Consider the following 22,503-nt stretch of genomic DNA (forward strand, 5'->3'; position numbering starts at 1 on the left):
TCGTTCTTCTTCAGCTCCGCCTTGGTCTGCCAGTGGGCCGAGCCATAGTCGTCCCGCTCCTTCTTCCAGGTCCAGGCCAGCGCCAGGGCGCCAAGCCCGATGGCCCCGAAGCCGACAGCGCCAAACCCCACCTTGAAAGCCTCTGGGTGCGCCGCGCGGGTGCCGGCGCTAGTCTTCCAGAGCGCCAACATGTCGAAGCTCTGAAACCCGGTTTTCAGGGCTAGGGTCAGGTAGAAGGCGGCGACGATGGTGCCGATGACGGCGCCGCAGATCACACCGAAAAGAAGTGCGGCCCAGAGGGGAAGTGTCTTGGTCATGGTGCTCATCTCCCCTTTAGAATTCCATCTCGTCGTCGAGACCACGGTCGCGGCCAAGATCGCGGCCCAGCTCCTGCGCTTCCTGCTGGCCGCGCAGCCGCGCCACCTCGGTCGCCTTGTCCTGCTGCAACCCGGCGGCACGGTCGGTGAAGACCTGGTCACCCGTCTCCTCAAACGTCATCTCGAGGAATTCCTGCGTGACGGTGATCTGGTCGAGCTTGCTCGGCAGGGCCGCGTCCAGCACCTCGTAGTTGCCACGCCGAAGTTCGGCCAAGCCTTCCTCGCCCAACTCCTTGAAGAGTTCGGCTTCCAGGGTCCGCTCGACCACCTCTTCCTGTTCCTCGGTGAGTTTGCCGTCGCGCAGCATGTCGGCGAGGTCCTGCAGGTAGGGATTTGGCGTCCGGTCGTCTTCGTCGATCAGCGGCAGGATCTCCTGTTCCTCGTCCGCGAGGGTCCGGCCGATCTCGACGCCCATTTCCTTGGCGCGTTCCATAAGCGCGTCCATCACCCCGTCGACCTTCTCGAGCGCGGCATCGAGCTGGTCGTCATTGGCCGTCTCCACGCTGAGACCGTCCTTCGCCAGCACCGCGTTCATGTCCCGCTCGACCCAGTCCTGTGCCATGCCGTAGTTCCGCGTGCCGCCCGCCGCAATCCGGGCCACCAGCTCCTCGCTGTCCATGCCCACCTCCTCGGCGCGCTCGAGCACGTCGCTCAGCCCTTCGTCCTTGCCGGCCTGCAGCGCGGCGATCAGCACATAGCTGCCCGCCCCCGGCGGATAGGGTTCTTCGAGCTGCTTGCCGAAGCGCGCCCGCAGGTCCGGGTCAGGCACCATCTGCGAGAGGTCCGCGATGATCGGTGCGGCCTTGGCCTCGAAGGCCGCACGCTCGGCCGGGTCCAGTTCTTCGGCCTTGAGCCTCAGCGCCTCGATCGTCCGCTCGGAATAGTCGATCGCATCACCGACGGTCTTGATGTCCTTCATGTCTATCTCTCCTTCGGTGAAGTTCCACGGCGTGCCGGAGCCAAGCCCGTCCGCCATGCCGCGCACAGCACGCGCCATGTGGCGCTGGTCCATCCGGTCCAGCAGGTCGGCGAGGTTCTTGTAGTCCTTGGCGAAGCCCACCACCTGCGCCTGCGCGATGGCTGACTCTTGCGCGGTCATGACGATCTCGCGCGGCAGACGGGCCTCTTCCTTGGCGCGATAGATCTCTTCGATCCCGGCGGGCTTCTCAAAGATGCCGCGCTCGAGCCGGGTGGTGGCGTCGAGCATCACGCCGTAGCCTTCCGCGATCTCGGCCTGCTTCTCGCGCATCAGCTGCGGCGACATCACGCCCTCGGCCCAGCAAGAGAACCAGGTGCCGTTTTCAACGCCGCGGTTGTTCAGAATGATGTGGGCGTGCTTGTGCGCCCGGTCGTCATGGACCGCGAGGACATAGTCCCACTGGTCGCCGTATTCGCCGCTCTCGAAGAAATGCTCCGTCCAGTCCATGGCGATGTCGCGCACCTGATCGACCGTGACGTCGGTCGGGAAGGACAGAAGCATGTGTGAGGTGAAGCCGAGCTTGGTCGAGCCGCGCCAGGTCCCGGCCCAGTCCTCGATGATATCCTCTTTCTGCTCCTCAGAAAGCACCGCGGCATCGGTCAGGGCATTGGTCATCGTCGAGTAGGTATAGACCGCCTTGTCGTTGATGTAGGAAATCTGCGCCCCGAGCGAAGCACGCGTCTTGCAGCCTCCGGCCCGGATCCGTTTGAAGACCGCCGCCCGGCTCTGACCCGACGCCGCCTTCAGCGCGTTGCGCGCCGACATGGTTCCAACGCGCGCGAAACTCCGCCCCTGTCGACGCCCCGCCAGCCGCGCGTCGATCCGCGCCGCGGCTTGGCCCCGGATGCGCTCATCCTCCCAGAGCCGGCCCATGACCGAGGCGTAGAGGGCGAGGGGATCAGCCATTCCTGACGAGCCTCAATCCGCGCTCGATCGCGCGCGGGCCACCCTCCAGAACCGCGCTCTCCGCCCCCTGCCCTTCTTCCTTTTGCGGCCACTCCTGATGACGCAGCGCCTGCGCCGCATCCTTCATCCGGCCCATCTCACGGTTCATCGATTGCGCCAAATCGAGCAGTTCGATCAGCACCGCGCGGTCCGCCTCCGAGACCTCCAGCCGACCGCGATGGACCGCCTTGGCGAGCACCAGTCCGGTGTCGCTCACGTCCCTCGCCTGACGCCATGCGGCGCAGAATTCCGCGACCAGATCGCGGGGTACATCAAGGAATCCGCAGCGACCGCGCAGCACCGCATTCAGCGCCTGCGATCGGTTGGCAAAGCCCCGTTCGCGCCACTCCGCATCGAAGGCGTCCAGCTCGGATCGGCTTGCCCGGAACGCCACCGTCTCACTTGGATCGCGTACCGCGAGCCCCTCGCCCGCCTCCTCTTTCGCGAGCCGGTTCACGTGTCGCGGAGAGATGCCAAACGCCGCCGCAAGGTCCTTCGCGCTCTCGCCCGCCGCAAAGCGCCGCGCGACTTCGATGCGCTCTTCAAGCTTCAGGTTTTTCGCTGGCCTCGGCACGGGTCAGACCCCTCGGACAAAATGTGCAAACATTGGCCATATCCTGCCAACGTCTTCCTTCTCTCCTTCGCTTATACTTCAATATATCACATTGCGCAATAATACGTTTTGCATGATGTGTGTTTTTGCTGACAATGGACGCCGGCGAGACCCCGCGTTACAGCGCGCCATGGAACGGGTCCCGCCCACTTCGATGCAGGACAACCAGGTCGAACGAACTTCCGAAGCTTGTGTTCAAGACGCACGCGACGAAAGGCAAACAACGCTCGATCCGGTCACGGATCGGGCGCCAGGAACACGAAAATGGCCCGCGCGGGATGGCGCGGGTCACGCCCTTTGAGGGCGTCACGAAGCTTCTGAGAGACGGCGTTAGACCTCTGCGGATCCGAAGACCCGCAGGGGTGTCTGGGTCAGTGACCCAGTCCCTGATTGCGCAGGTCGTCGTATCGGCTGCGGGCGATCAGAGCCTCGGTCTCGAGGCTGTCGAGGGTCTCTGGATGGGCGTCTTCATCGAAGGCAGCGAGGTAGGCATCGAAGGCCATGTCGGCTTGCAGTTCGGCGAGGTCGATGGATTGTTCGAGTGTCATGGTGTGATCCTTTCCGTTGATCGTCGTTGGACGGATCGTGGAAAAGACCGGGGGCATGAGAGCGGGCTGCACCCGGCACGGGGCGGAATGAAATGGAGCACGCCGGGGGCAGGTTTGTTGTGAGCGGTGCATCGCAGCGCTCAAGGCGCAGCCGTCCAGAAATCTGCCCCCGGCGTTGCTGGCCGCTCGACCCCGGGCTAGCGATCTGAGAGGCCAACAGGTCGACGGAAAGGCGCGCGGCGATGACATTGGCGTGAGACGTTGCCCTTGGATGCATGACGGTGATCTGCGACTTCCACCCTCGCGGCACAGGGTGAGTTCGGCGCCCCTGGTAGCTTCGCCAAGACGACCCAGGCGCGCGTTGTTCGACCGACGGACGGGGTGCGCTTGCATTGCTCAGCGAGCTGCCAGTTCTCCCTGCGGACAGTCGGTCCTGCTTCGGGTTCGCGCGATCCACGCTGTCACTGAACTGAAAGATCGAAGCCGCGTCCGCGACCTATCCGGTCTGACGACCCGCCTCTGCGTTCGCGTCCGAAATATGCCGCGTTCCTCGAACATCGGCTTTTGAGCCCGCCCATCAGGCGCACCCAAAAACGAGAAATAGCCAGACCGCCGAAGCGGTCTGGCCTTTGGCTTAGGCGGCGTCTTTCGGACCCCAGGGGATGACGGCCTGCAGGGACAGATCGTCCTGGTTCGCGGCCTTGCCGAGGTTGGCGTTGAAACCGTGGTCGCGGATGGTCAGCGTGTAGTAGTCGGCGCCGGTCTCCTTGTTCTGCTTCTTCCAGATGCCGCCGCACTCGACCAGCTTGCCGCGCGGGGAGCGGCCGAGGACGCGGTGCGTGGGGGCCATCGGGTTCGCGCTCGCGACGGGTTCGACCGTAATGTCGAGATCAAAAGTCAGGGTCGAGATGGAGCCGACGCCCTTGGCGGTTTCGATGTCGGCACTGGTGAATTTGATGCAGTTCGTGGTCATTGCTCTTCTCCTTGTTTGCGTTGCAATGATGGTCACGTTGCAGCTGGCCAAGGCCCGGCCACACCGAAGGCGAAGCGCAGCGGAGAGGGGCAGGCGCCGGTCTTTTTGCCTCGCGAGGAATGACCCGCAGGGTCAGGGGAAAAAGATCGGCGACAACCTTTGTGGGCGGGGCGACAGCTGCGACCAGCATGTCATGCAACTCAGACACCGGGAGAAGTGCGGGCGCCGCGAAGGAAGTTGGGGGAACAGCCGAAAGAGAGAAATGCCTGTGGTGGCGACATTTCTGTCCTCTCGCTCCGAGCCGCATCCCGACCAGTCAGAGCTTTGCTGACCCTGCCTCACGTGCCGCGACGGCTGGTTTCCGTGGCAACCCGATGTGTGTGTAGTCTGGAAGAGCAGCAGGGATACCGTCGAAGCTTCGACAACGTGTCCGGATCACCCGGATTTCGAACGGAATCTCTATGGCGGCCCGATATTCTCCGATCCGCGCGTCACGACCATCACCGGCCTTATGCCAGCTGTGGCCAATGCGATCCTGCGGTCGTCGACCATCGTTTGCGACACATGATGATGGGGCGGGACAGCATGTCCGGCAAAGTCAGGAACAACACTGGCAGAGACGCGAGGTACGAGATTACTGATGTCTCGCGCCCGCCCCAGCGACCGTTACCAAATGGCCGAGATGAAGCGTTGCCACGACCATGCGACGGCTGGCCGGGCTGTCTCCGGAGGAGACTGCACCGCCAGCGGCACGGCGCAGGGAGAGGCGGCGTTTCAGCTCGGGGAGGGCGGCTGCTTGCAGCCGACCGAGTAGGGCGCGGTCCTGGCCAAAGGGCAGGAGGGGCCAAAATCATCGAGAGGGGCCCACAGGTAGTTGCTTGCCAAACGTCCACGATGTAAACTTGAGAAGCTCACTTGGGGCTGGCGCGCTGTAAAGTACAGGTCGGCGCAGCAGGTGGAAACCAACCCAGCGAACCTGATCCGGGCCCATTGGATCCTGGTTTGCCGAGCTTCTAGACACTCATCGGTTTGCTCAATCAGCTGCGCGCTTTCCGACTCCTGCTATAGGGCCCACGGCTTGAATTTGGACTCGGAGGCACGCCAGAGGAATGAGCAAAATGAACCTGAACACTGATGTGCAGTCAGCCGAGACCTTCCCGATCAAGCTCGAATGCCTGTCAAAAGGCGTCGACCGAATTCTGGCAAGATGGACCGGCGAAAATCGCCCTACCAAGTTGACACTCTTGAACGATCTTGCCGCCGCAATCTCCCCGGGCTCAAACTGGGGCGCGCTGAAAGCGAAACAAACCAAGCGAGCCCACCCACAGACGCGGCAGAACACCAGTTTCATCCCCGCGATCAATCGAAGCGCCAAAGAATTCCCCGCGCGATTGGCCGAAGTGAAAAACACCGGGAATGGAATTGACCTCGCATACCTCGTCGAAAAAATCCGCCCCCTATTTGCGATGCGGCACGCAGGCGATCCGATCATTGGATTAGAACTCAGCGTCGTGGAAGGGAATGGGTACAGCGATGCGTCCATCTATGCAAAACTGATCTTGAATCGTGGGGACGCGATTGGCATCGCCGAAGCATATGCATCCGACCTGGAACCGATCGCCGCGCAACTCGTCTTCAACGCAGTCCAAAACCTGAACTCCATCGAGTTGTACCCTACCTTGGCGCAGAATGCTTGCAGTGCGCTTCGGATCGTTGTTGGCCCCTTCGATTGCGTGCTGTCTATTCCGGAGTTCTATGGGCGTACGCCTGACGAAAGCCATGCATCTCAAGGGGTGCGGGTCCTTCTTGATGAAGGCGATACGCCGTCGGTCACCGATCTAGATCTGGCGTTGCGCCTGTTATCGGCAGTGGCCCCTCATCTCGGCCAGAAACAATTCGTGGAACATGGGAGCGTCCGGTTCAGGCTGTCCCAGCCACTCATGCAGGTTTGGGAACCGATTGGGTTTGCGACGCCTGACCTTCTCGATGATCGGCCCATGTTCTGGATTCCTGACGGCGAATACTGGGCGCATGAAGGCGATAACTACCTCCTCGATCACAACATTTGGACGCACAGCACACTTGGCGAGCCGCTCGATCTGGCTTTGGCACTGATCAATATCGACGACCCGGATGTCTACCTGAGGGTCGCGCTGACCCCGATGCCAAAGAGGTCGCAGAAATCCGGCCAACGACAAGAGAACTGGCGGGGCGGATTTCATCCCGACTTTCAGGTTCTCCGGATACGAGAGGGTGAACCAGTTCAAGAGCTTTGCCTGGACGACCCAACGAAAGAACGTTTCGAGCGGGGATTCATCGGGTGGGCTATTCACGAAGGGCACGAGGTTGTTGAGGACAGAGCCCGAACAAGAACTGAAGCGCTCATTCCACGGGACTTGAGGCGCGCCTCGCAGCACCTCCTTCAGGTGGAGGCGATTATGAACGGTGCCGACCCAACGGACAAAGAATTATTGCGTCGTATCCGGGAGGGAAAGGGTAGCGATCAGGCTGGCTAGCGATCTGTTTTGCGTCGTCTGCAACGAACAAGCGAGGCAAAGGTTTGCCTCGCTTAACCGTCTTGCGTCCTTGCTGGCAGCTACTGAACGACTATGCTTTCGCCAAGCGCAAAAGCGGCCAGTGCAGGATAGCGCGAAAACACGCCCTGTTCTCCCGAGGCGATCTTGAAAAGCCGAGACTGCGCATCAGCAATCGAGCTCGGGTCATCGGGGTTCAACTGACGAAAGATCGCAAGGACGGGCATGGCGACCTCAACAGTCGTGGCAAGTGTCCCACGTTCACTGAACTCGTTGTTGAAAGCTCCGTTGCCGATATCGTCGACCAAAGCAAAAGCTTCCCTACAAATTTCCGGATAGTCCATGATCAGAGGATTCCCTTGCCTTGATATTGACCGCGCCCAGAAGAGAGCGGTTGCGAGCCAAATAATCCTTTGGCGCGCAACGCAAAAGTTATCTCACCTTTTCTATCATCGATACGGACAATTCAATGCGCCGGAGCTGCCGGCGAAGTGGGGCGCAATCCGGATAAGCGTTCTTCAACATCCGTGCTATCCTACGAAGGGCTGCAACAACGTCGTCAGCAGAGGTCAATGCCTGCAGAAACGCCTGATCCTCATCGGTTCGAGTATAGTAGACTTCGAAGAACTCAGGGCCGTCGAGTTGCCCCCGATCAATCTCAAGGCTGAGCCAATCCTCGAGATCTGAGCGAAGCGCGCTCAAACGCGTATAAACCCCATCTGTCGCATATTGCGACGACATCACTGCCTTGATCACGCGGCCTGCCTGCACATGGCCATCAATTCCGAGTTCACCAGCTGGACGGCGGCGCGAACACCCGGGGTTGTAGTTATAGGGTACGGTGGCCTTGCTCGGAGAGGGATAGATCATCCCCTTGCACCTTGCGCGGCGTTCGTCCTGTTTCGTCTTCGCCATTGGGCTGAGAAACGTCTCCCATGAAGGTACAGATTCGCCCGTCCAGTTTTCGCTGACGACTGGCTCTGGCATGGCACTGATCTTTTCCATCAGAGCGTCAACGTCGTATCCTGAGCGTGTGTCGATACCGACATAGAGATCGCAATCGTAGGGCCGATACATCCCGGGCCAAGACGCCTTTTCAAGCCGCCAGCCGTTGCGGGTCGCCCATGCTGCGCGATTTGAATCGTCGGGCGCGTTGCCATAGGGCTCGTCGATCAGGACGAATTGACCACTGGCCGGATCTACCCAGTCTGTCGAATGGTCGATATTGGGCAGTTTGTCGGTGTCCAGAATTCTGGGGTAGTTCCTGCGGTCTCGGTTCGGTCGCAGTCCTGTATGCTCCATGAAACGGAGCGAACGCTCAGCTGCACAAAGCCTATCCCGCGCATACTCTTGCTTGTGGGCTATGTCATCACAAACGAAATGGTCTTCGGCAACCATTCGAAGGTTTCCGAAACCGCGGACGTATCTGAGCGCACTTTTGGGGCAGAGGTCGAGGATCGGCGTGGAAAGCTCAATCCGCAATGTTTCCCGCCCGCAGCGATGGCCGCGCTCCTTGTCACTCCAGTAGATCGTCAGCAACACATAGGGCTTGGAGTTCGTGAAACCACTGGTGGGCAAAGTGCGGCGTGCATGACGAAAATTGACACAATCGGCAGACTTGGCAGCGAGATCAAGCGCATCAGAATGCTTGATTCCGTTTGTCTTCTTCAGCTGCTTGGCAAGGCGTTTTACCCCAACGAGGGTGGTAGGTCGTGGACCATCGATCAACATGGCTATCTCCCGGCTTGACACCGAACGTCACTCGCCTACCGCCCTACAAGCCAGAGTGTTAGCTGATGGGATCGCTAGAAAGATCTTCGGGCAGTGCTGCCTGCAGCTTCGGAACGGCGAGTGCCATGCTCCTGCCAAGAGCACCTACAAGATAGGATGGATCGCACCATCATGCAACGTGCGTCAGGCTGGCTCGCAATTTTCGAGCACGCCATCTCAAACCAAAGGATTCGGGCCACTATACCCTGATGCGAACGCGTTGCTGCACTCGCGCGTAGAGCTCGATTGGGGCTTCGTGTTCCAGCTCCACAACGATCGCATATCGCTGACGGACTTCCTGATCTGCAGCCCAGCCTCCGACACACCGAACCACGAGGAAATAGTCGGCGCCGTACTGCGGAGTATCCTGGGTGAATTTTACACTCGCCGTTTGCAGCGTGTTGCGGTCACGACGTTGCGGCCCTGGGCTAAGACCACAGTTGAAACGCCCCGCCATCTCTGGCGCCTCCGTATCTTCGCCCGTATGGGATCGAAAATGCTCAAAGACCTGATCCGCTGTGCATCCCCGGATCAACCGGAAGTTCATTCGCGTGCCGACATATTCAGCGCGAGTTCGTCGCACCGGTGGGTCGAAGGCCAGCGAGACATGAATCCAGCGGGGACCATTGCCTTGGAACTCGGCAGGGATCGGGACCTGGTAAACAGCGAATTGGTCCATTCCGAGCGCGTCCTCGGCGTAGAGGACGACCCGATGATCATCCGAGAAGGTTGCTGTGGCAGGGTTTACAACCCCGTTTCCATGAATTTGGTCTCGCTCGGCCTCGATCATGCCGCCCAACCTGCGCTGCGTGGCTTCAGGGACGCGGGCAGAACTAGCCATAAACGCCTTGATGAGGTTCGCCGATGCGTCCGGATGATAACGCAATACTTGCGCCGCCTTGTGTGCCAGATGCGGGGCGGAAAATGATGTGCCCGTCTTGCTCACAATGAGTTGCCGCTGAAAGTCAGCGTTCGTGGTCAAAATGCCCGCATTTGCCAAGTGGGGCGCACGCTGCAAGCGCCGAGCCACGGCGTCGAACACCAATGTTCCACCGTAATCGACGAAATCTGGTTTCTTGATGCCTCCGGCACCCGGGCCAGTACGCGAAAACGGCGACGGTTCATCTGGCTCTGTGATGCGTTGGATGTGAACGTCGAATTCGTGCTCCGGCCCGAGGCCATTGGAATGCGCGAGCGACCCTACTGTTAAGGCGTTGACGGCGCCCGCCGGTTCGCAGACGCGGTTGGCATTTTCCAGAAGATAGCCCGGATACTGCGTGACGCCCTGCTCCAAAGACGTACCGCCCCTGGGGTCGCGATTGCCTGCAGATACGAAAATCAGGACATCAAGTTCGCGCGCGAGCTCGTCCAGGGTCGCGGCCCACGGCCCGACCCGACCGCGCTCGAAGCGTGCACGAGTATCCCCAAGCGAAATGACAAAGAGTTTGCACCCATAAGCTTCCCGAATGCGTTCGATGGTTGTCCGCATCTGGGTCGGCAAGGTGCGGCGCTCGAAAAACTGGCCCTGATCTGTCACTACTTTCGCCGAGATAATCCGAGCGGCGGGGACAAGCTCTGGCTGATCGAGATGATTCCGGAGATCGCCGTAGCAGGCGACACCGGCGACAGCCGTGCCATGACCGAAGACATCGGCCTCGCCAAGCTCTGCCGGAAAGGCCTCACGCGCGACGATACCATCTTCGAGCAGGGGGTTGTCGTTAACACCGCTGTCGAGAATAGCAACCACAGGCAAGTCCACCTCGGGCGGTGACACCGGCGGCACATCCCCCGCAGCAAGGGCCTCAGGCCGTTCCATCTGGATATCGGGCTGTGGCGGAAAATCGACAAATGCGACCTGGGGTATCGCAAGGATCGGCCGAATGGTCTGGCCGGAGGCTCGCACTCGGATGATGCTGATGGAAGGTCCACAATAGTGGTCGTAGAGTTCCCCGTCCTGGCTCTCGACCCAATCGACGATTTCTTCACCCAGCGACCGGCGGGCCGCCTGAGGACCGAACTCCCACAATTCGATATCGACGACGTAGTCCGTATCGTCCTGGAAGTCTTGGACCTCGGAAAATCCTTCTTCGCGCGCTAGAACGCCGAGACGGTCGCGACCTTCAATCGTGCCGATTGCGCCAATCCTGTCAATGAACCCCGCGTAGCGACGATTGCGCTGACCCTGCGGTATTGGACCCTCATATTCGTCGAGCCGGGTCCGAAAGTCCTGCAAGTCATCCGTCGACGAGAACAGGACCAGGGTGTTGTCTTCATCGGTGGACAGCACGGTCAGGCCAAGACCTTCCCAATCCCCCTCCATGCTTGCTCCGCTCATCTCCACCCGAAGGATCAGCGCCGGGTCAACGAACCTCGGAGGAGGCTGCTGTGCACGTTGGTTTTGGACGGCGGCGTCAACCTCCTGTCGGATGCGACCGCCATGACCTCCGCCTCGGGTTGGGGGGTTGGGCACTCTACCATGCTTGCGGCGGGCAAAATTCTCTGGCAGGCGCACCAGGGGCAGGTGCTGATGTTGGGGCAAGGTCTAACTCACGAACCGTTGGCAATCTTGCGAATCCGCATGCGCCGTCGATCGGCATAACGAATGGCTTCTCTGAAATGCTTCTTCGAGATCGACTTTTTGCGATCGAGCAGTGCCAGTTTTTTGGCCTGATTGCAGATCTTCTCGAGCTCGGCATAGGAATAATCCATGGTCCCCTGAACCATGTCTTCGATATCGAATTCGAGTTCCGAGTTCTTCATTGCATTGGTCAGATACCGCCGTGTCATCGCTTCATCCGGATGATCGAACCAGACGACTTCATCGAATCTGCGCCAGATGGCGGGATCGAGTTGCCCGTCCAGGTTGGTGGCCGCGATGAGGAACCCGCTTGGCTGGATCTGATCGATGAAGATCAACAGGGAGTTGACGACTCGGCGCAGCTCGCTGTGATCGCTTCCCTCTTCGCGCGAGCGGGCGAGCGCGTCGAACTCATCGAAGAACAAGACGCAGGGTTGACGGCGGGCGAACTCGAAGGTCTTGCGAATGTTGGACGCGGTCTCGCCCAGAAAAGAGGAGATGAGCCGATCGAGTTTGACATGGAAGAAAGGCAACCCAAGCTGGCCGGCAAAGATCTCAGCGCACAGTGTCTTCCCGGTTCCGGGAGGTCCGCAGAACAGGAGCTTTGAGCGAACTGGCAGGCCGTTCCGCTTGATAAGGTCTGACTTGCGGAACTCATCGATCAATCCCGTGAAGAGGCTGAGGTTCTCGACACTCAGCTGAATGTCCTCGGGGCTGAAGCGCGGTTCGATACGCTGAATGAACTCCTTTGCATCGTCCGGAAATGGAACGAGCCTGTTCATCTCTTTCGGTTGCTGCGCGGACGAAATCGTCTCGAGAGCATTGCGAAGGCCACGCGCAAGAACGCGGTTGTTCTTCTTTTCTTCTTCAGAGATGATCTGCTCGACGACCGCGCGGAATTCATCCTCACGTCCATAGTTGAGCAACAATTTTTTCATCAATTCGCCACGCGCCATGCCGCAACCTCCTGACCAATTTTGTAGCTCAACTTTCGGATGCTGACCACAAGATATTGATATGCGGCCGCTTATTGCCAAGCGATTTGGCGTGCTGGCGCGACAGACGACGTGCACCTCCAAACCAAGCGCACTACCCGGACTGTTCGTAGAGAATTTCCAGCTCCGGCAAGTCCCGCAGGCTCTGAAGATCGAATGTCACCAGAAACGTTTCCGTCGTCACAAAGGTATGCGGCGCCCCGGGTCTCGGCGACCGCGGGCCGCTGGCGATCAGGTCTTTGTAGCGCAGTCGCGCCAATAGATCGCGACTGACCTCCTTGCCGAAGATGTCGGCCAGCCCGGCGCGGTCGATCGGCTGATGATAGGCGATCGCGCAGAGCACCCCCATCTCCATCTCGGTGAAGGCCAACGACTGCTCGCCAAGATCGGCCGCCGCCTTGATCGCGTCTGCAAACTGCGTCTTGGTGCGGAACATCCAGCCGCCGGCCACCTGTATCAACTCATAGGGCCGCCCGGTAAGCTCTGCCTGGACGTCCTCGATCAGCATCTCGACCGAGGCCCCCTGCCCCACCACCCGCGCCAGGTCCTCGCGGCCGACCGGCAAGGCACTGGCGAACAGTACTGCCTCGATCCGTCCCATCCATTTGCGCCAACGCAGCCCCTGCGGCAGGTCTTCGAGGTCCCGATCAAGGACAGCGCCACCCTCCCCCGCAGGTTTCCGTTTCCTTGTCGCGACCGTCATGGCGCGATCCCGTAGAGCCGGAAGGTCGGCCGCCCGGTCAGCTCCCGCGCGACACCCAACTCCACCAACCGGTCGCAAAACCGTCGGGCGGCGCGGTCCGTCATCGGGATTGAGGTCCCGCGAATGTGCGGCGACAGCATCGAGGCCGGGGCGACCGCATCTTCGGACAGGAATAGGTTCACCGCCGCTGCCGATCCTTTCGCCCGGAGCTTCGGCGCCACGGCGCGAAGCGCTTCCGCCCGGCGGGCCAGATCCCGCGCCATTCGGATCGTCTCCTCGAGGGACTCGAGGATCCGCCTCTGGACTGCCAGCTCCGCCCCCTGCCCGTTCGCGCTTACGTCGCGTAGCGCCGTCTTGGTCAGGTACTGCTCCGAGACAGGCAGCACGATCTTCCAGTTCAGCACCCGCGCCAGGACGATGTCCGAGAGCAGGCAGGCGACCCGCTCCGCGCGGTCATCAGTTTCCAAAACGGCACGCATGACGGCCACGCATCCGGCCAGAGGTCCATGGGTCCGGGCCCGATCTTGCCCGGCGTCCAACCAACCGGCCACATCCTCCGCGCGGTCGGGCGCGATCAGGTCTGCGATCTCGCCGGGTCCGTTCAGCCGAAGCCGCACCGCCTCGCGCCAGAACGCCAGCAGATCGCCATCGGGTCCCCGCGGCTCGCCCGGTGGCGTCAGATGGTAGGCATCGCGGATATCCGCCTCCCGTGCCAGCCGGCCTTCCAGTTTCGAGGTCGCCGTCGCCGCAATTAGCGCCAGACGGTTGGCGAGCAGTTTTACGGGCACACCATGCCTAAGATCACCGATCAGCTGGTCGAGCACAGTCAGCGCGGCTCCTGACCGAAAGGCCACAGTTTCAAGGGTTTCGGCACGCCTGGAGGTGACCCAGCCGGGTAGCTGCGGTAGGGATTTCAGGTCGTTCGAGATGGTGGCGGACTGATATGTCATGCCACAACACTAGTCTCTCTCGGCGCTTTCGTCCACAAAATGATGCGCAAACCGCCGCACCTTGCTGTTCTGTACTATGTCCAATAACTTTGCATTATCGGACATTACGGGATACTTTGCAGCACAGTCTCATGAACTGCGGTTTTTCGGGGGAAAGATGTCGCCAGACAGCGAGAAATCGACCTCAGCGTCCTCTAACACGTATGATGATGCTCGCATCGACGACAGAGATCAAGAGGAAAGGGATGGCATCGCCCTGCCCTCTCATGTCGCCGGATCCGGCACGCTGGATCGGCTGGTCGACACAGCCCGCGACTATGCGCGCGCTGCTGCGTCGGACAACACGCTGAAGGCTTACGCAAAGGACTGGGCACATTTTGCACGCTGGTGCCGGATGAAGGGCGCCGAGCCGCTGCCTCCGTCGTCGGAGATGATCGGGCTCTATCTCGCAGCCCTAGCCTCCGGTTCGGGCCCCTCCCCTGCCCTATCGGTCGGTACTATCGACCGACGCCTGTCCGGCCTCGCCTGGAACTATGCACAGCGCGGTTTCACCCTCGATCGCAAGAACCGCCACATCGCGACGGTGCTGGCGGGGATCAAGCGCAAGCATGCGCGTCCGCCGGTGCAGAAGGAAGCGATCCTGGCCGAGGACATCCTCGCGATGGTGGCCACCCTGCCCTATGATCTGCGCGGGTTGCGAGATCGGGCGATCCTGCTGATCGGCTACGCTGGAGGCCTCCGCCGCTCGGAGATCGTCAGCTTGGACGTCCACAAAGACGACACCCCGGATTCCGGCGGCTGGATCGAAATCATGGAAGAAGGAGCTCTGCTTACGCTCAATTCCAAGACCGGCTGGCGCGAAGTGGAGATCGGCCGCGGCTCGAAGGACCAGACCTGCCCCGTGCATGCACTCGGGCAATGGCTTCACTTTTCGAAGATCAACTTCGGTCCGATTTTTGTCGGCACCTCTCGGGACGGCAAGCGCGCCCTCGATACACGGCTGAACGACAAGCATGTGGCCCGGCTGATCAAGCGCACGGTCCTGGACGCCGGCATCCGATCCGGCCTGCCCGAGAAAGGTCGCGTGGCACTGTTCTCAGGTCACTCGCTACGCGCAGGTCTTGCCAGTTCGGCGGAAGTCGACGAACGCTACGTTCAGAAGCAGTTGGGGCATGCCTCGGCCGAGATGACCCGCCGCTACCAGCGCCGGCGCGACCGGTTCCGCGTGAACCTGACCAAGGCCGCCGGTCTCTGATTTTCTGCCCCATCACGCCGCTTGCCCGCTGAGCCTGCCATAGAAGCTGCGCTCGAGATGCAGCTCCCCTGCTCCGGCCTTCTCTACCATGCCACGCAGATAGCCGCCCGGCGAAGACACTTCGCCTGCGCAATGCTTCTCGAAGACAAGCGCCAGCGCTGCTGTCGCCACCTGTTTGCCCAACCGGTCCTGCGCCACGTTCCAGGCATGCTCGGACACCCCGATCATCGGCCTGAGCTGCCCGGCAACCCGGTGCAGATCGCCCCAATCCTTCAGGAACCCGCCCATATTGCGCGCCCAGGACGCGAATTCCGGGCAGGCCTGCATCACAGTCGGCAGATCCAGCGCTGCGCGGTTCTTGCGTACCTCGGCAACCCAGTCTTCCAGCTCCCTGTCAACCTGGTCCTCGGGCTGAGCATTGGGCACCACGGCCGCGACTTCCTCATTTTCTGAGGAATTACGAGTTACAGGATTAAGTTGGTTTGTAATTAGTATATGAGGGTCAGAAATGACCTCCCTGGGGTTCATTCCTTGAGTCTTCTCAGGAGCTTGTTCCTTGGTTTCCGGTGTGTTTTCCACAGGTTGCACGACCTCAGTTGCCTTGAGGTAGGCCGCCTCGACCTGTGCCTGTAGCTCCCTGAACCACGTCAGCAGCCGGGCAAGCTGTTCTGACGCTTCGTGGCGGCGCGGAAGCCGGTCCAGAAGCTCCTCGAAAAGACCTGTGAATTGCGCCCAGGGGCCGCGCAGCACGCTGCTGACGGCCGCCTCGATCCGAGCGCGAATCATACGGCGTGCCACCGTGATTTGGCGCTTCAGGCGCTGACAGAGCTCGCGTTCGGCCTGCAATTCGGCATGAAGCTCCTCGAACTCCTCGACGCGCGCCGACAGCGGCGACAGATCGAAACCATAGGCTTCGACGATGCGCCCCTCGGCGTCCCTGCGGCCCCACCGCTTGCCGTTGGGGCTGTCCTGGAAGGAGATCACGCCGATCTCAGCCAGGCGCCGTGCATGGCGCTTGAGGGCGGAGAGCGAGAAGCCCGTCTGCTCCATCAGATAGGCGTTTGACGCCCAGACAATCGGGCGTTGCCCCTCCTCCCAATCTTGGGCCTGGGTAAAGGCCCCGAGCGTGTCGAGGAGCATCATGTCTCCGGCCTTGAGGCCAATGTAGGCCCCCACCCGCTTCACGGCGACGAACGCCCGCGCCTTGGGTACAGCTACCTGTTCACCGGCTTGGGCAAGCTGCTCTGCGGCAGCGAGACCTGCGGAGGCTTTGCGCCAACCTGAGGGATGCCAGGCGATGGACATACCTCTCTCCTGCTGAGGCACGTATGCCTCAGTTGCTCCAGACGGAGCATCAATGAAATTTTCCATGCTTTGTCAGCAGACAAAGAAATCCCGTTCGCTCAGAAGCGTTTTCTCTTGTGTGGTGATTCGGAGGCTGCTAGATTCTAGGTGTCTAATCTAAGAATTGCGCTCTGCGTAGCAGCCCTCGAAGCTTCGGTTTCGGGGGTTTTCTTTGTTTACCTTTCCTCCTTTCTGCTCGTCCTCACTTGCCCTCGACTGAATTTACATCTGTAAATTCGGCGTAGGATCTCTTGATGATGTCCTCGAGATTGATCTCAAGCCAGTTTGCGAACTCGGCGCTTGCGCCGGACTTCTTCACCGACAGTGACAGGCTGCCGCGACCTGCCTTGATGACGACGCCGTCCAACGGCGTAATCTCTTGAGGACCGCTGACCCCTTTCGTTCCGCGCTTGTTTGCTTCCTTGATCAGCGCTTCCAACCGTTCATCAGACGTCAACGAGGCACTGATCTTAGTCAGCAGGTCGAGCGCGACTTTCTCGGTAAGTTTCCGCTCGAGGAATAGCTCGGCCAGGTCCGTCCACCTCGGCCGACCGGACTTGGGCGCAGCGCCTATCAGGTCGCCGACTCTGGACGGGACATTCTGGGTCACCTTCGTCAGGTGTGAATGCCCTGAGGCGGAAAGGTTCAATACCTGGCGCACTGTCGCGCTTTCGTGACCCGCGGCTTGAATAGCCTCTGCAAAACGCGCCTTCTCGTAGAACGAGAGGTTGCGACGTGCTGCATTCTCCAGCCCTTTAGCCAACAACGCCGTGGCGTCATCGACATCCTGAACGTTTGCACGCACCTTGATGCCGAGCTCCCGGCACGCCTTCAGACGGCGGCGGCCATAGATCGCCTCGAAGCGCCCCTCGGCAGCCTTGGAGCGCCGAACGAGGATTGGTACCTGCTGTCCGCCTTCGCGGATGCTGTTCTTGAGCGCCTCAAAACCCTCATCGTCATCCTCGGCGTTTACAGCTGTAAACTCATCCAGTCGGTCTTTAGGCCCCCAATCATCGATCAGACCAGGATCGATCTCGCGGATAGACGCGAGTGACCCCTGCAGCGCCCCTAACGCAGGCGCACTTGTCTTAGGAGCCCTTTCGGCCGACGTACTGCTGGAACGTGCGATGGTGTTCGCGATACCCGACATATCTCGAAGGGACTTCCTAGCCATTATTTACGCCCCCATGATTGGTGGATCATGACTTCCACTTCGTGGCCCACAGCATCCATCGAGCCTTTTGCGCGATCGTAGGTCGCACGGGTCATTTCCGAGCGCACGACCTCGTAGATGGACTGCTTGAGCATGGTCGCATCACTGATTGCAGTGCTCTTGAGTGCGGTCGCGGACATAACGCGATCCTGGAACAGTGCACGCATGAACGAGGTCAGCTGCTGTGAGGGAACATCCGTTGGCTCATCCCGGGTGATCAGAAACTTGAAGTTATCGTACTGCAGCGTTGCGCCCGCATCCTCGATCACCCCCATGTAGGCGCCCGCGAGTTCAAGGAACTGGGCGGTTGAGGAGACATCCAACATCGAGGGCGTCAGAGGCACAATCAGAGAACTCGCGGCGGCCATTCCAGCGATGGTCAAGAAGCCCAGCTGGGGCGGGCTGTCCATCAGGACTAGGTCAAAATCATTCTCGACTTGGGACAGTGCATTGCGGATGCGCGTGAAGAAAGGCTGATCGGGGTTCGAATGTACCGCAGATTCAGTCTCGAACTCCGACAGCATGAGGCGCGAAGGCGCAATCGAAAGCCCCGGGAAGTAGGTCGGAACAACGACATCGGCCATGCTGACCGGATCGTCGTAGCGGATCGCGTCATAGACAGTCAGCCCATCAAACTCGATTTCCGGGCTGATGCCGCACATGGACGTGAGCGATCCTTGGGGATCCAGGTCAACGACCAACACTCGATAGCCGCGTAGCGCGAAGTAATGCGCAAGATGGATGCTCGTGGTGCTCTTGCTCGAGCCGCCCTTGAAGTTCATCAACTGCCAGACCTGCAGTTTCTCGTCACCAGACCGACGCGGCAGATAGCGCCCTTTCTTGCGTGATGACTTCTCCAGGATCTCGCGTGCGCTCCATATCTCTTGCGCCGTGTAAAAGCGCCGCCCTCCACGAACATCCTCGGGCTCTGGGATCGTCCCTTCTGAGTGCAGCTTTCGCATGAACTGACCGGAGACCCCGAGGAGTTCTGCCGCCTCAGGTGCGGAAAAAGACCGTAGCGTTTTGGTGCTATCTGGGGCAAAAGCTGAAAGAAGATGCTCCCGGATGGCAGCATTCAACCGCTCGGAAATATCTGTCGCGAGCGCTGAAGGCTTCTCGTTTGCCAGTGGTGTCACAGGAATCATCTAGTTGCCCCAAAATCGAAAATATGGCCTTTTTCACGCCACTTGGGATTAAGAGCCGTGATTCACGGCGCTAAGTCAAGATTTTTCCTCTATATAGTGTCTATTGAGGCCGGAAGAGACTACATGCGCGGACCGGCTCGTCCCCGAGTTTACAGCTGTAAACGTGCTGGCAGAGGCGACCCCCGCCAGCCCTTGGCTTAGGCGGCGTCTTTCGGCCCCCAAGGGATGACGGCCTGCAGGGACGGATCGTCCTGGTTCGCGGCCTTGCCGAGGTTGGCGTTGAAGCCGTGATCGCGGATGGTCAGCGTGTAGTAGTCGGCGCCGGTCTCCTTGTTCTGCTTCTTCCAGATGCCACCGCACTCGACCAGCTTGCCGCGCGGGGAGCGGCCGAGGACGCGGTGCGTGGGTGCCATCGGGTTCACGCTCGCGACAGGTTCGACCGTGATGTCGAGGTCGAAGGTCAGGGTCGAGATGGAGCCGACGCCCTTGACAGTTTCGATGTCGGCGCTGGTGAATTTGATGCCGTTCGTGGTCATTGCTCTTTTCCTTGTTTGCGTTGCAATGATGGTCACCTTGCAGCTGGCCAAGGCACGGCCACACCGAAGGCGAAGCGCAGCGGAGAGGGGCAGGCGCCGGTCTTTTTGCTGCGCGCGGAATGGCCCGCAGGGTCAGGGGAAAAAGATCGGCGACAACCTTTGTGGACGGGACGACAGCTGCGACCAGCATGTCATGCAACTCAGACAAAAGGAGAGTTGCGGTGGCCGCGAATGAAACTGGGGGAACAGCCGACGGAGATGCCAGGGGCACAAGTGACGTCTTCGCAATTGTACTGACACTGAGACTCAGTGCGGCCCAAAGTCGCCAGATCACAATCCGATGCCAACAGCGGGCATTTTCCCAAATCCTCTGGCGGGGCAGGATCGCTTGCGTCAGCATCCGGCGATGCAGGGCTCCGGGTACGATCGCGGGGTGACGCACTCATCCGCATAGTGCAGGACAACTGGTCAGAACAGGCCCCGAAGCACGTTCGGGAACTCATGGCAGGGTCCATTCCGTGGAGGCGCCGAGCAGATGATCAGACCTGGGTTAGAGTTCGCCCAGCAACTCGATCGCGCGGACAAGCGGCAAGGCGCGAATGTCATTCGACACCGGAACGTCACGCTCGCCCGCATAGACAAGGAACCTTCGATTGGCCCGAATATCCTCCGCGCCTGTGTGAAACCCTCGCGAGACCTTTGGCGCGGTTGTGCGCTTAATCTCGATCGCCCAGGTCTCGCCGCCAGGCAGGCGGAGGACCAGATCGAGCTCCGCGCCAGCGGAGGTCCTGTAGAAGTAGGGTTCTGTACCGGCAGGGGCGGCCGCAAGCAGGGCCTCTATGCAGAACCCTTCCCAGCTTCCTCCGACCACGGGATGACCGAGGAGCCCTTCGATCGCCCCTATACCGAGAAGGGCATGAACGATGCCGCTGTCTCTGACATAAACCTTTGGCGATTTGACCAAGCGCTTGCCGACGTTGTCATGCCAGGGCTGAAGGCGCCGCACGAGCATGAGATCGACAAGCAAGTCTAGATAGCGCCCGACAGTCTGCCCGGAGACGCCCAAACCTTCGGCAAGAGCGGCGGCGTTCAACAGACCGCCCTGGACATGTGCCAACATGGTCCAGAAGCGCCGCAAAGTCGCGGCCGGAATCCGCGGCCCGAGGGCAGGGATGTCCCGTTCGAGGTAGGTGCGCAGGAAATCTAGGCGCCAGTCCATGCTGTCCTGATCGCTCCCAGCCGAGAAACTGTCGGGAAAGCCGCCGCGCAACCAGAGCTGGTTCAACTGACCCGCTCCCACTTCGCCGAGCTGCAGCGGTGGCATTTCGATATATCGGACGCGGCCAGCAAGAGACTCTGCCGACTGCTGCAAAAGGACATTTGAGGCAGACCCAAGCAAGAGGAACTGGCGGGTTCGGAATCCGGCCCGACGGCGGTGATCGATCTGACCTCGAAGGGTCTTGAATAGACCTGGCATCTGTTGAACCTCGTCCAGGATAACAAGCTTGCCCACTTGTTCGTCCAGATAGAGATCAGGCTCGACCAAGACTTGCCTGTCCGCCTCTCGCTCTAGATCGAGATAGACTGACGGCTGCTCGGAAGCGATATTGAGTGCAAGTGTCGTTTTGCCAACCTGGCGGGGTCCGAGAAGGACCACGGCGGCTTGGCTCTCTAATGCAGATTGCACGAGTTGATGGGTCTTACGTGGGTACATACCTTGCAAATACTCCATCTCATGGAAACTTTGCAAGGTTAATCTCCGCAACAGCCACATACGGTTGCTCTATTCGGAGCATCACATTACCTCAGCACAATAGCAGTGGCTCAGGTGCAGCGACCCAATATGACAGCATTCGAATCCATATCCAAGGGACTAAAAGAGGCTCTGGGTTTCGCGAATGCCGACCTCGTCGGTTCGAAGGTGCATGAGGTTCCTGTCGCCGAATTCCTTCAACAAGTCGGCCAGTCCCAAGCAGCGTCTGCGAAGAAGCCTTCTGTCGTGCAGGATCTCTTGCGCGGCGCGTGAATCGGGGCCTAAGCCCCGATCCTCTTGATGCGGATCCCGAGCTTGCGGGCTTTGTCGACGATGTTCTCGGTGATGCCCGAACCGGGGGTGGCGATCAGACCCTGCGGCATGGTCTCGAGCATCTTGTCGTTGCGCTTGAATGGAGCCGCCTTGCCGTGGCTCTTCCAGTCGGGTTTGAAGACCACCTGGGTGACGCCCCGAGTATCTGCCCAGCGGGCCGCGATCATCTCTGCACCCTTGGGCGTGCCACCGTGCAGGAGCACCATATCGGGGTATTTGGCGTGGGTGGCATCGAGGACAGACCAGATCAGATCATAGGCGTGATAGTCCCCGCCCGAGAAAGCGATCCGCGTACCTTCCGGGCAGTGCACCTCGGTCTCCTTGCGGCGCTTGGCCGAGAGATAGGCGCGGCTGTCGACCACGGCGGAAGTCAGGCCGCGATGCGAGACCTTGGATCCGGTGCGGGGCAGCCAGGGAGACCCGGTGGCGGCCGAGAAGTGATCCACGGCCAGATCGCGCATCTGCTCGAAGGCGTCGCGATGATCCCAGAGCTTCAGCCCGATCATCTGGAGGCGCTCGAGCTCGACCGAGGCGACCTCTGAGCCGTCCTGGACGGCCAGACTTTCCCGGACCTCGAATTCGTTGTCATCGAGAAGCTTCTGGATATGGGTGAGCCGGCGATGGAAGATCGAGGTCAGGGACCAGAGCATCTCTTCGAGATTGTCTTCCAACTGGCTGCCGGTGAGAAGGCCGATGGTGGTGTCAAAGAGCGTCGCCATGGCGAGCTCGACCTCGTCGGTCTGGGGCAGGGGGCGGTGATCGGTCTCGCCGGGCCCGGGCGTTGCGCCGTGAAGTGCGAGATGGTCGAGGATGGCGGAGGTCACGCCGGTCTCCTCTTGGATGTCTGTCTGATGGGGCATTGTCTGGTTCCTCTGTTTGATCTGACCCGATTTGGATGGGGCGATAACAGGACCGGCGGCGACCGGGCCGCATCCGTCAGGATCGGAGCGCGGCGGAGA

The 22,503-nt window shown here is 60.4% G+C and carries 19 protein-coding genes and 1 pseudogene; 3 read left to right on the forward strand and 17 right to left on the reverse strand.

The window, feature by feature from the left end; all coding sequences use genetic code 11:
• The 5 genes and pseudogenes from PXK01_RS19230 to PXK01_RS19250 all read right to left on the reverse strand — a co-directional run.
• Positions 1–317 (reverse strand): annotated as a pseudogene (locus PXK01_RS19230) (type IV secretory system conjugative DNA transfer family protein); the annotation flags it as partial.
• A 16-nt stretch (positions 318–333) separates the two neighbouring features.
• Entirely contained in the window at positions 334–2,262 is a 1,929-nt protein-coding gene (locus tag PXK01_RS19235; protein ID WP_274861347.1) for a relaxase/mobilization nuclease domain-containing protein, read from the reverse strand.
• A complete protein-coding gene (locus PXK01_RS19240; RefSeq protein ID WP_274861348.1) occupies positions 2,255–2,875 on the reverse strand; it encodes a helix-turn-helix domain-containing protein in 621 nt (206 codons plus the stop codon). Before PXK01_RS19240 ends, PXK01_RS19235 begins: the two co-directional genes overlap by 8 nt.
• Positions 2,876–3,285: 410 nt before the next feature.
• A complete protein-coding gene (locus tag PXK01_RS19245) occupies positions 3,286–3,462 on the reverse strand; it encodes a hypothetical protein (protein ID WP_176832925.1) in 177 nt (58 codons plus the stop codon).
• Positions 3,463–4,096: 634 nt separating this feature from the next.
• Positions 4,097–4,435: a DUF736 domain-containing protein gene (locus tag PXK01_RS19250; protein WP_008335621.1), complete on the reverse strand. Its 339-nt coding sequence runs from the start codon at positions 4,433–4,435 to the stop codon at positions 4,097–4,099.
• Positions 4,436–5,553: 1,118 nt separating this feature from the next.
• Here PXK01_RS19250 and PXK01_RS19255 point away from each other — a divergent pair.
• A complete protein-coding gene (locus tag PXK01_RS19255) occupies positions 5,554–6,951 on the forward strand; it encodes a hypothetical protein (RefSeq protein ID WP_274861350.1) in 1,398 nt (465 codons plus the stop codon).
• A gap of 80 nt (positions 6,952–7,031) precedes the next feature.
• Here PXK01_RS19255 and PXK01_RS19260 read toward each other — a convergent pair whose 3' ends face one another.
• From PXK01_RS19260 to PXK01_RS19285, 6 genes are all read right to left on the reverse strand, one after another.
• A complete protein-coding gene (locus tag PXK01_RS19260; protein WP_274861351.1) occupies positions 7,032–7,313 on the reverse strand; it encodes a hypothetical protein in 282 nt (93 codons plus the stop codon).
• Between the two features lie 88 nt (positions 7,314–7,401).
• Positions 7,402–8,700 (reverse strand): DUF5623 domain-containing protein, encoded by a 1,299-nt coding sequence (locus PXK01_RS19265; RefSeq protein ID WP_274861353.1) that lies wholly within the window; start codon positions 8,698–8,700, stop codon positions 7,402–7,404.
• A 238-nt stretch (positions 8,701–8,938) separates the two neighbouring features.
• Positions 8,939–11,059 carry a S8 family peptidase gene (locus tag PXK01_RS19270; protein ID WP_274861354.1) on the reverse strand — a complete coding sequence of 707 codons (2,121 nt, stop codon included), beginning with the start codon at positions 11,057–11,059 and terminating at the stop codon, positions 8,939–8,941.
• A 227-nt stretch (positions 11,060–11,286) separates the two neighbouring features.
• Positions 11,287–12,273 (reverse strand): AAA family ATPase, encoded by a 987-nt coding sequence (locus tag PXK01_RS19275; protein ID WP_274861355.1) that lies wholly within the window; start codon positions 12,271–12,273, stop codon positions 11,287–11,289.
• Between the two features lie 133 nt (positions 12,274–12,406).
• Positions 12,407–13,015: an SMC-Scp complex subunit ScpB gene (gene scpB / locus PXK01_RS19280; RefSeq protein WP_274861356.1), complete on the reverse strand. Its 609-nt coding sequence runs from the start codon at positions 13,013–13,015 to the stop codon at positions 12,407–12,409.
• On the reverse strand, positions 13,012–13,965 hold the full coding sequence (locus PXK01_RS19285; protein ID WP_274861357.1) for a DUF1403 family protein: 954 nt from the start codon (positions 13,963–13,965) through the stop codon (positions 13,012–13,014). The genes scpB and PXK01_RS19285 overlap by 4 nt, the downstream gene beginning before the upstream one ends.
• A gap of 157 nt (positions 13,966–14,122) precedes the next feature.
• On the opposite strand from PXK01_RS19285, the gene PXK01_RS19290 reads away from it, so the two are divergent.
• Positions 14,123–15,220 carry a tyrosine-type recombinase/integrase gene (locus PXK01_RS19290; protein WP_274861359.1) on the forward strand — a complete coding sequence of 366 codons (1,098 nt, stop codon included), beginning with the start codon at positions 14,123–14,125 and terminating at the stop codon, positions 15,218–15,220.
• Positions 15,221–15,232: 12 nt separating this feature from the next.
• Here the strand turns inward: PXK01_RS19290 and repC are convergent, their stop codons facing one another.
• The 5 genes from repC to PXK01_RS19315 all read right to left on the reverse strand — a co-directional run bounded on the left by repC (position 15,233) and on the right by PXK01_RS19315 (position 21,172).
• Positions 15,233–16,525: a plasmid replication protein RepC gene (gene repC, locus PXK01_RS19295; RefSeq protein ID WP_274861377.1), complete on the reverse strand. Its 1,293-nt coding sequence runs from the start codon at positions 16,523–16,525 to the stop codon at positions 15,233–15,235.
• 241 nt (positions 16,526–16,766) lie between these two features.
• Positions 16,767–17,714, reverse strand: a complete 948-nt coding sequence (gene repB / locus PXK01_RS19300; RefSeq protein ID WP_274861360.1) for a plasmid partitioning protein RepB — start codon at positions 17,712–17,714, stop codon at positions 16,767–16,769.
• A gap of 23 nt (positions 17,715–17,737) precedes the next feature.
• Entirely contained in the window at positions 17,738–18,922 is a 1,185-nt protein-coding gene (gene repA / locus PXK01_RS19305) for a plasmid partitioning protein RepA (protein WP_274861361.1), read from the reverse strand.
• Between the two features lie 197 nt (positions 18,923–19,119).
• Positions 19,120–19,458, reverse strand: a complete 339-nt coding sequence (locus tag PXK01_RS19310; protein ID WP_274861362.1) for a DUF736 family protein — start codon at positions 19,456–19,458, stop codon at positions 19,120–19,122.
• A 550-nt stretch (positions 19,459–20,008) separates the two neighbouring features.
• Positions 20,009–21,172, reverse strand: coding sequence for an ATP-binding protein (locus PXK01_RS19315; protein WP_274861363.1), 1,164 nt, complete (start codon positions 21,170–21,172; stop codon positions 20,009–20,011).
• A 129-nt stretch (positions 21,173–21,301) separates the two neighbouring features.
• Here PXK01_RS19315 and PXK01_RS19320 point away from each other — a divergent pair, with 129 nt between their 5' ends.
• The gene (locus PXK01_RS19320) at positions 21,302–21,484 is read left to right on the forward strand and encodes a hypothetical protein (RefSeq protein ID WP_274861364.1); all 183 of its coding nucleotides are present in this window, start codon (positions 21,302–21,304) and stop codon (positions 21,482–21,484) included.
• An 8-nt stretch (positions 21,485–21,492) separates the two neighbouring features.
• Here the strand turns inward: PXK01_RS19320 and PXK01_RS19325 are convergent, their stop codons facing one another.
• Positions 21,493–22,404, reverse strand: coding sequence for a DUF2493 domain-containing protein (locus tag PXK01_RS19325; RefSeq protein ID WP_274861365.1), 912 nt, complete (start codon positions 22,402–22,404; stop codon positions 21,493–21,495).
• Between the last annotated feature and the right edge of the window lie 99 nt (positions 22,405–22,503).

It is taken from the genome of Phaeobacter sp. PT47_59 (assembly GCF_028890025.1).
Classification (GTDB): domain Bacteria; phylum Pseudomonadota; class Alphaproteobacteria; order Rhodobacterales; family Rhodobacteraceae; genus Phycobacter.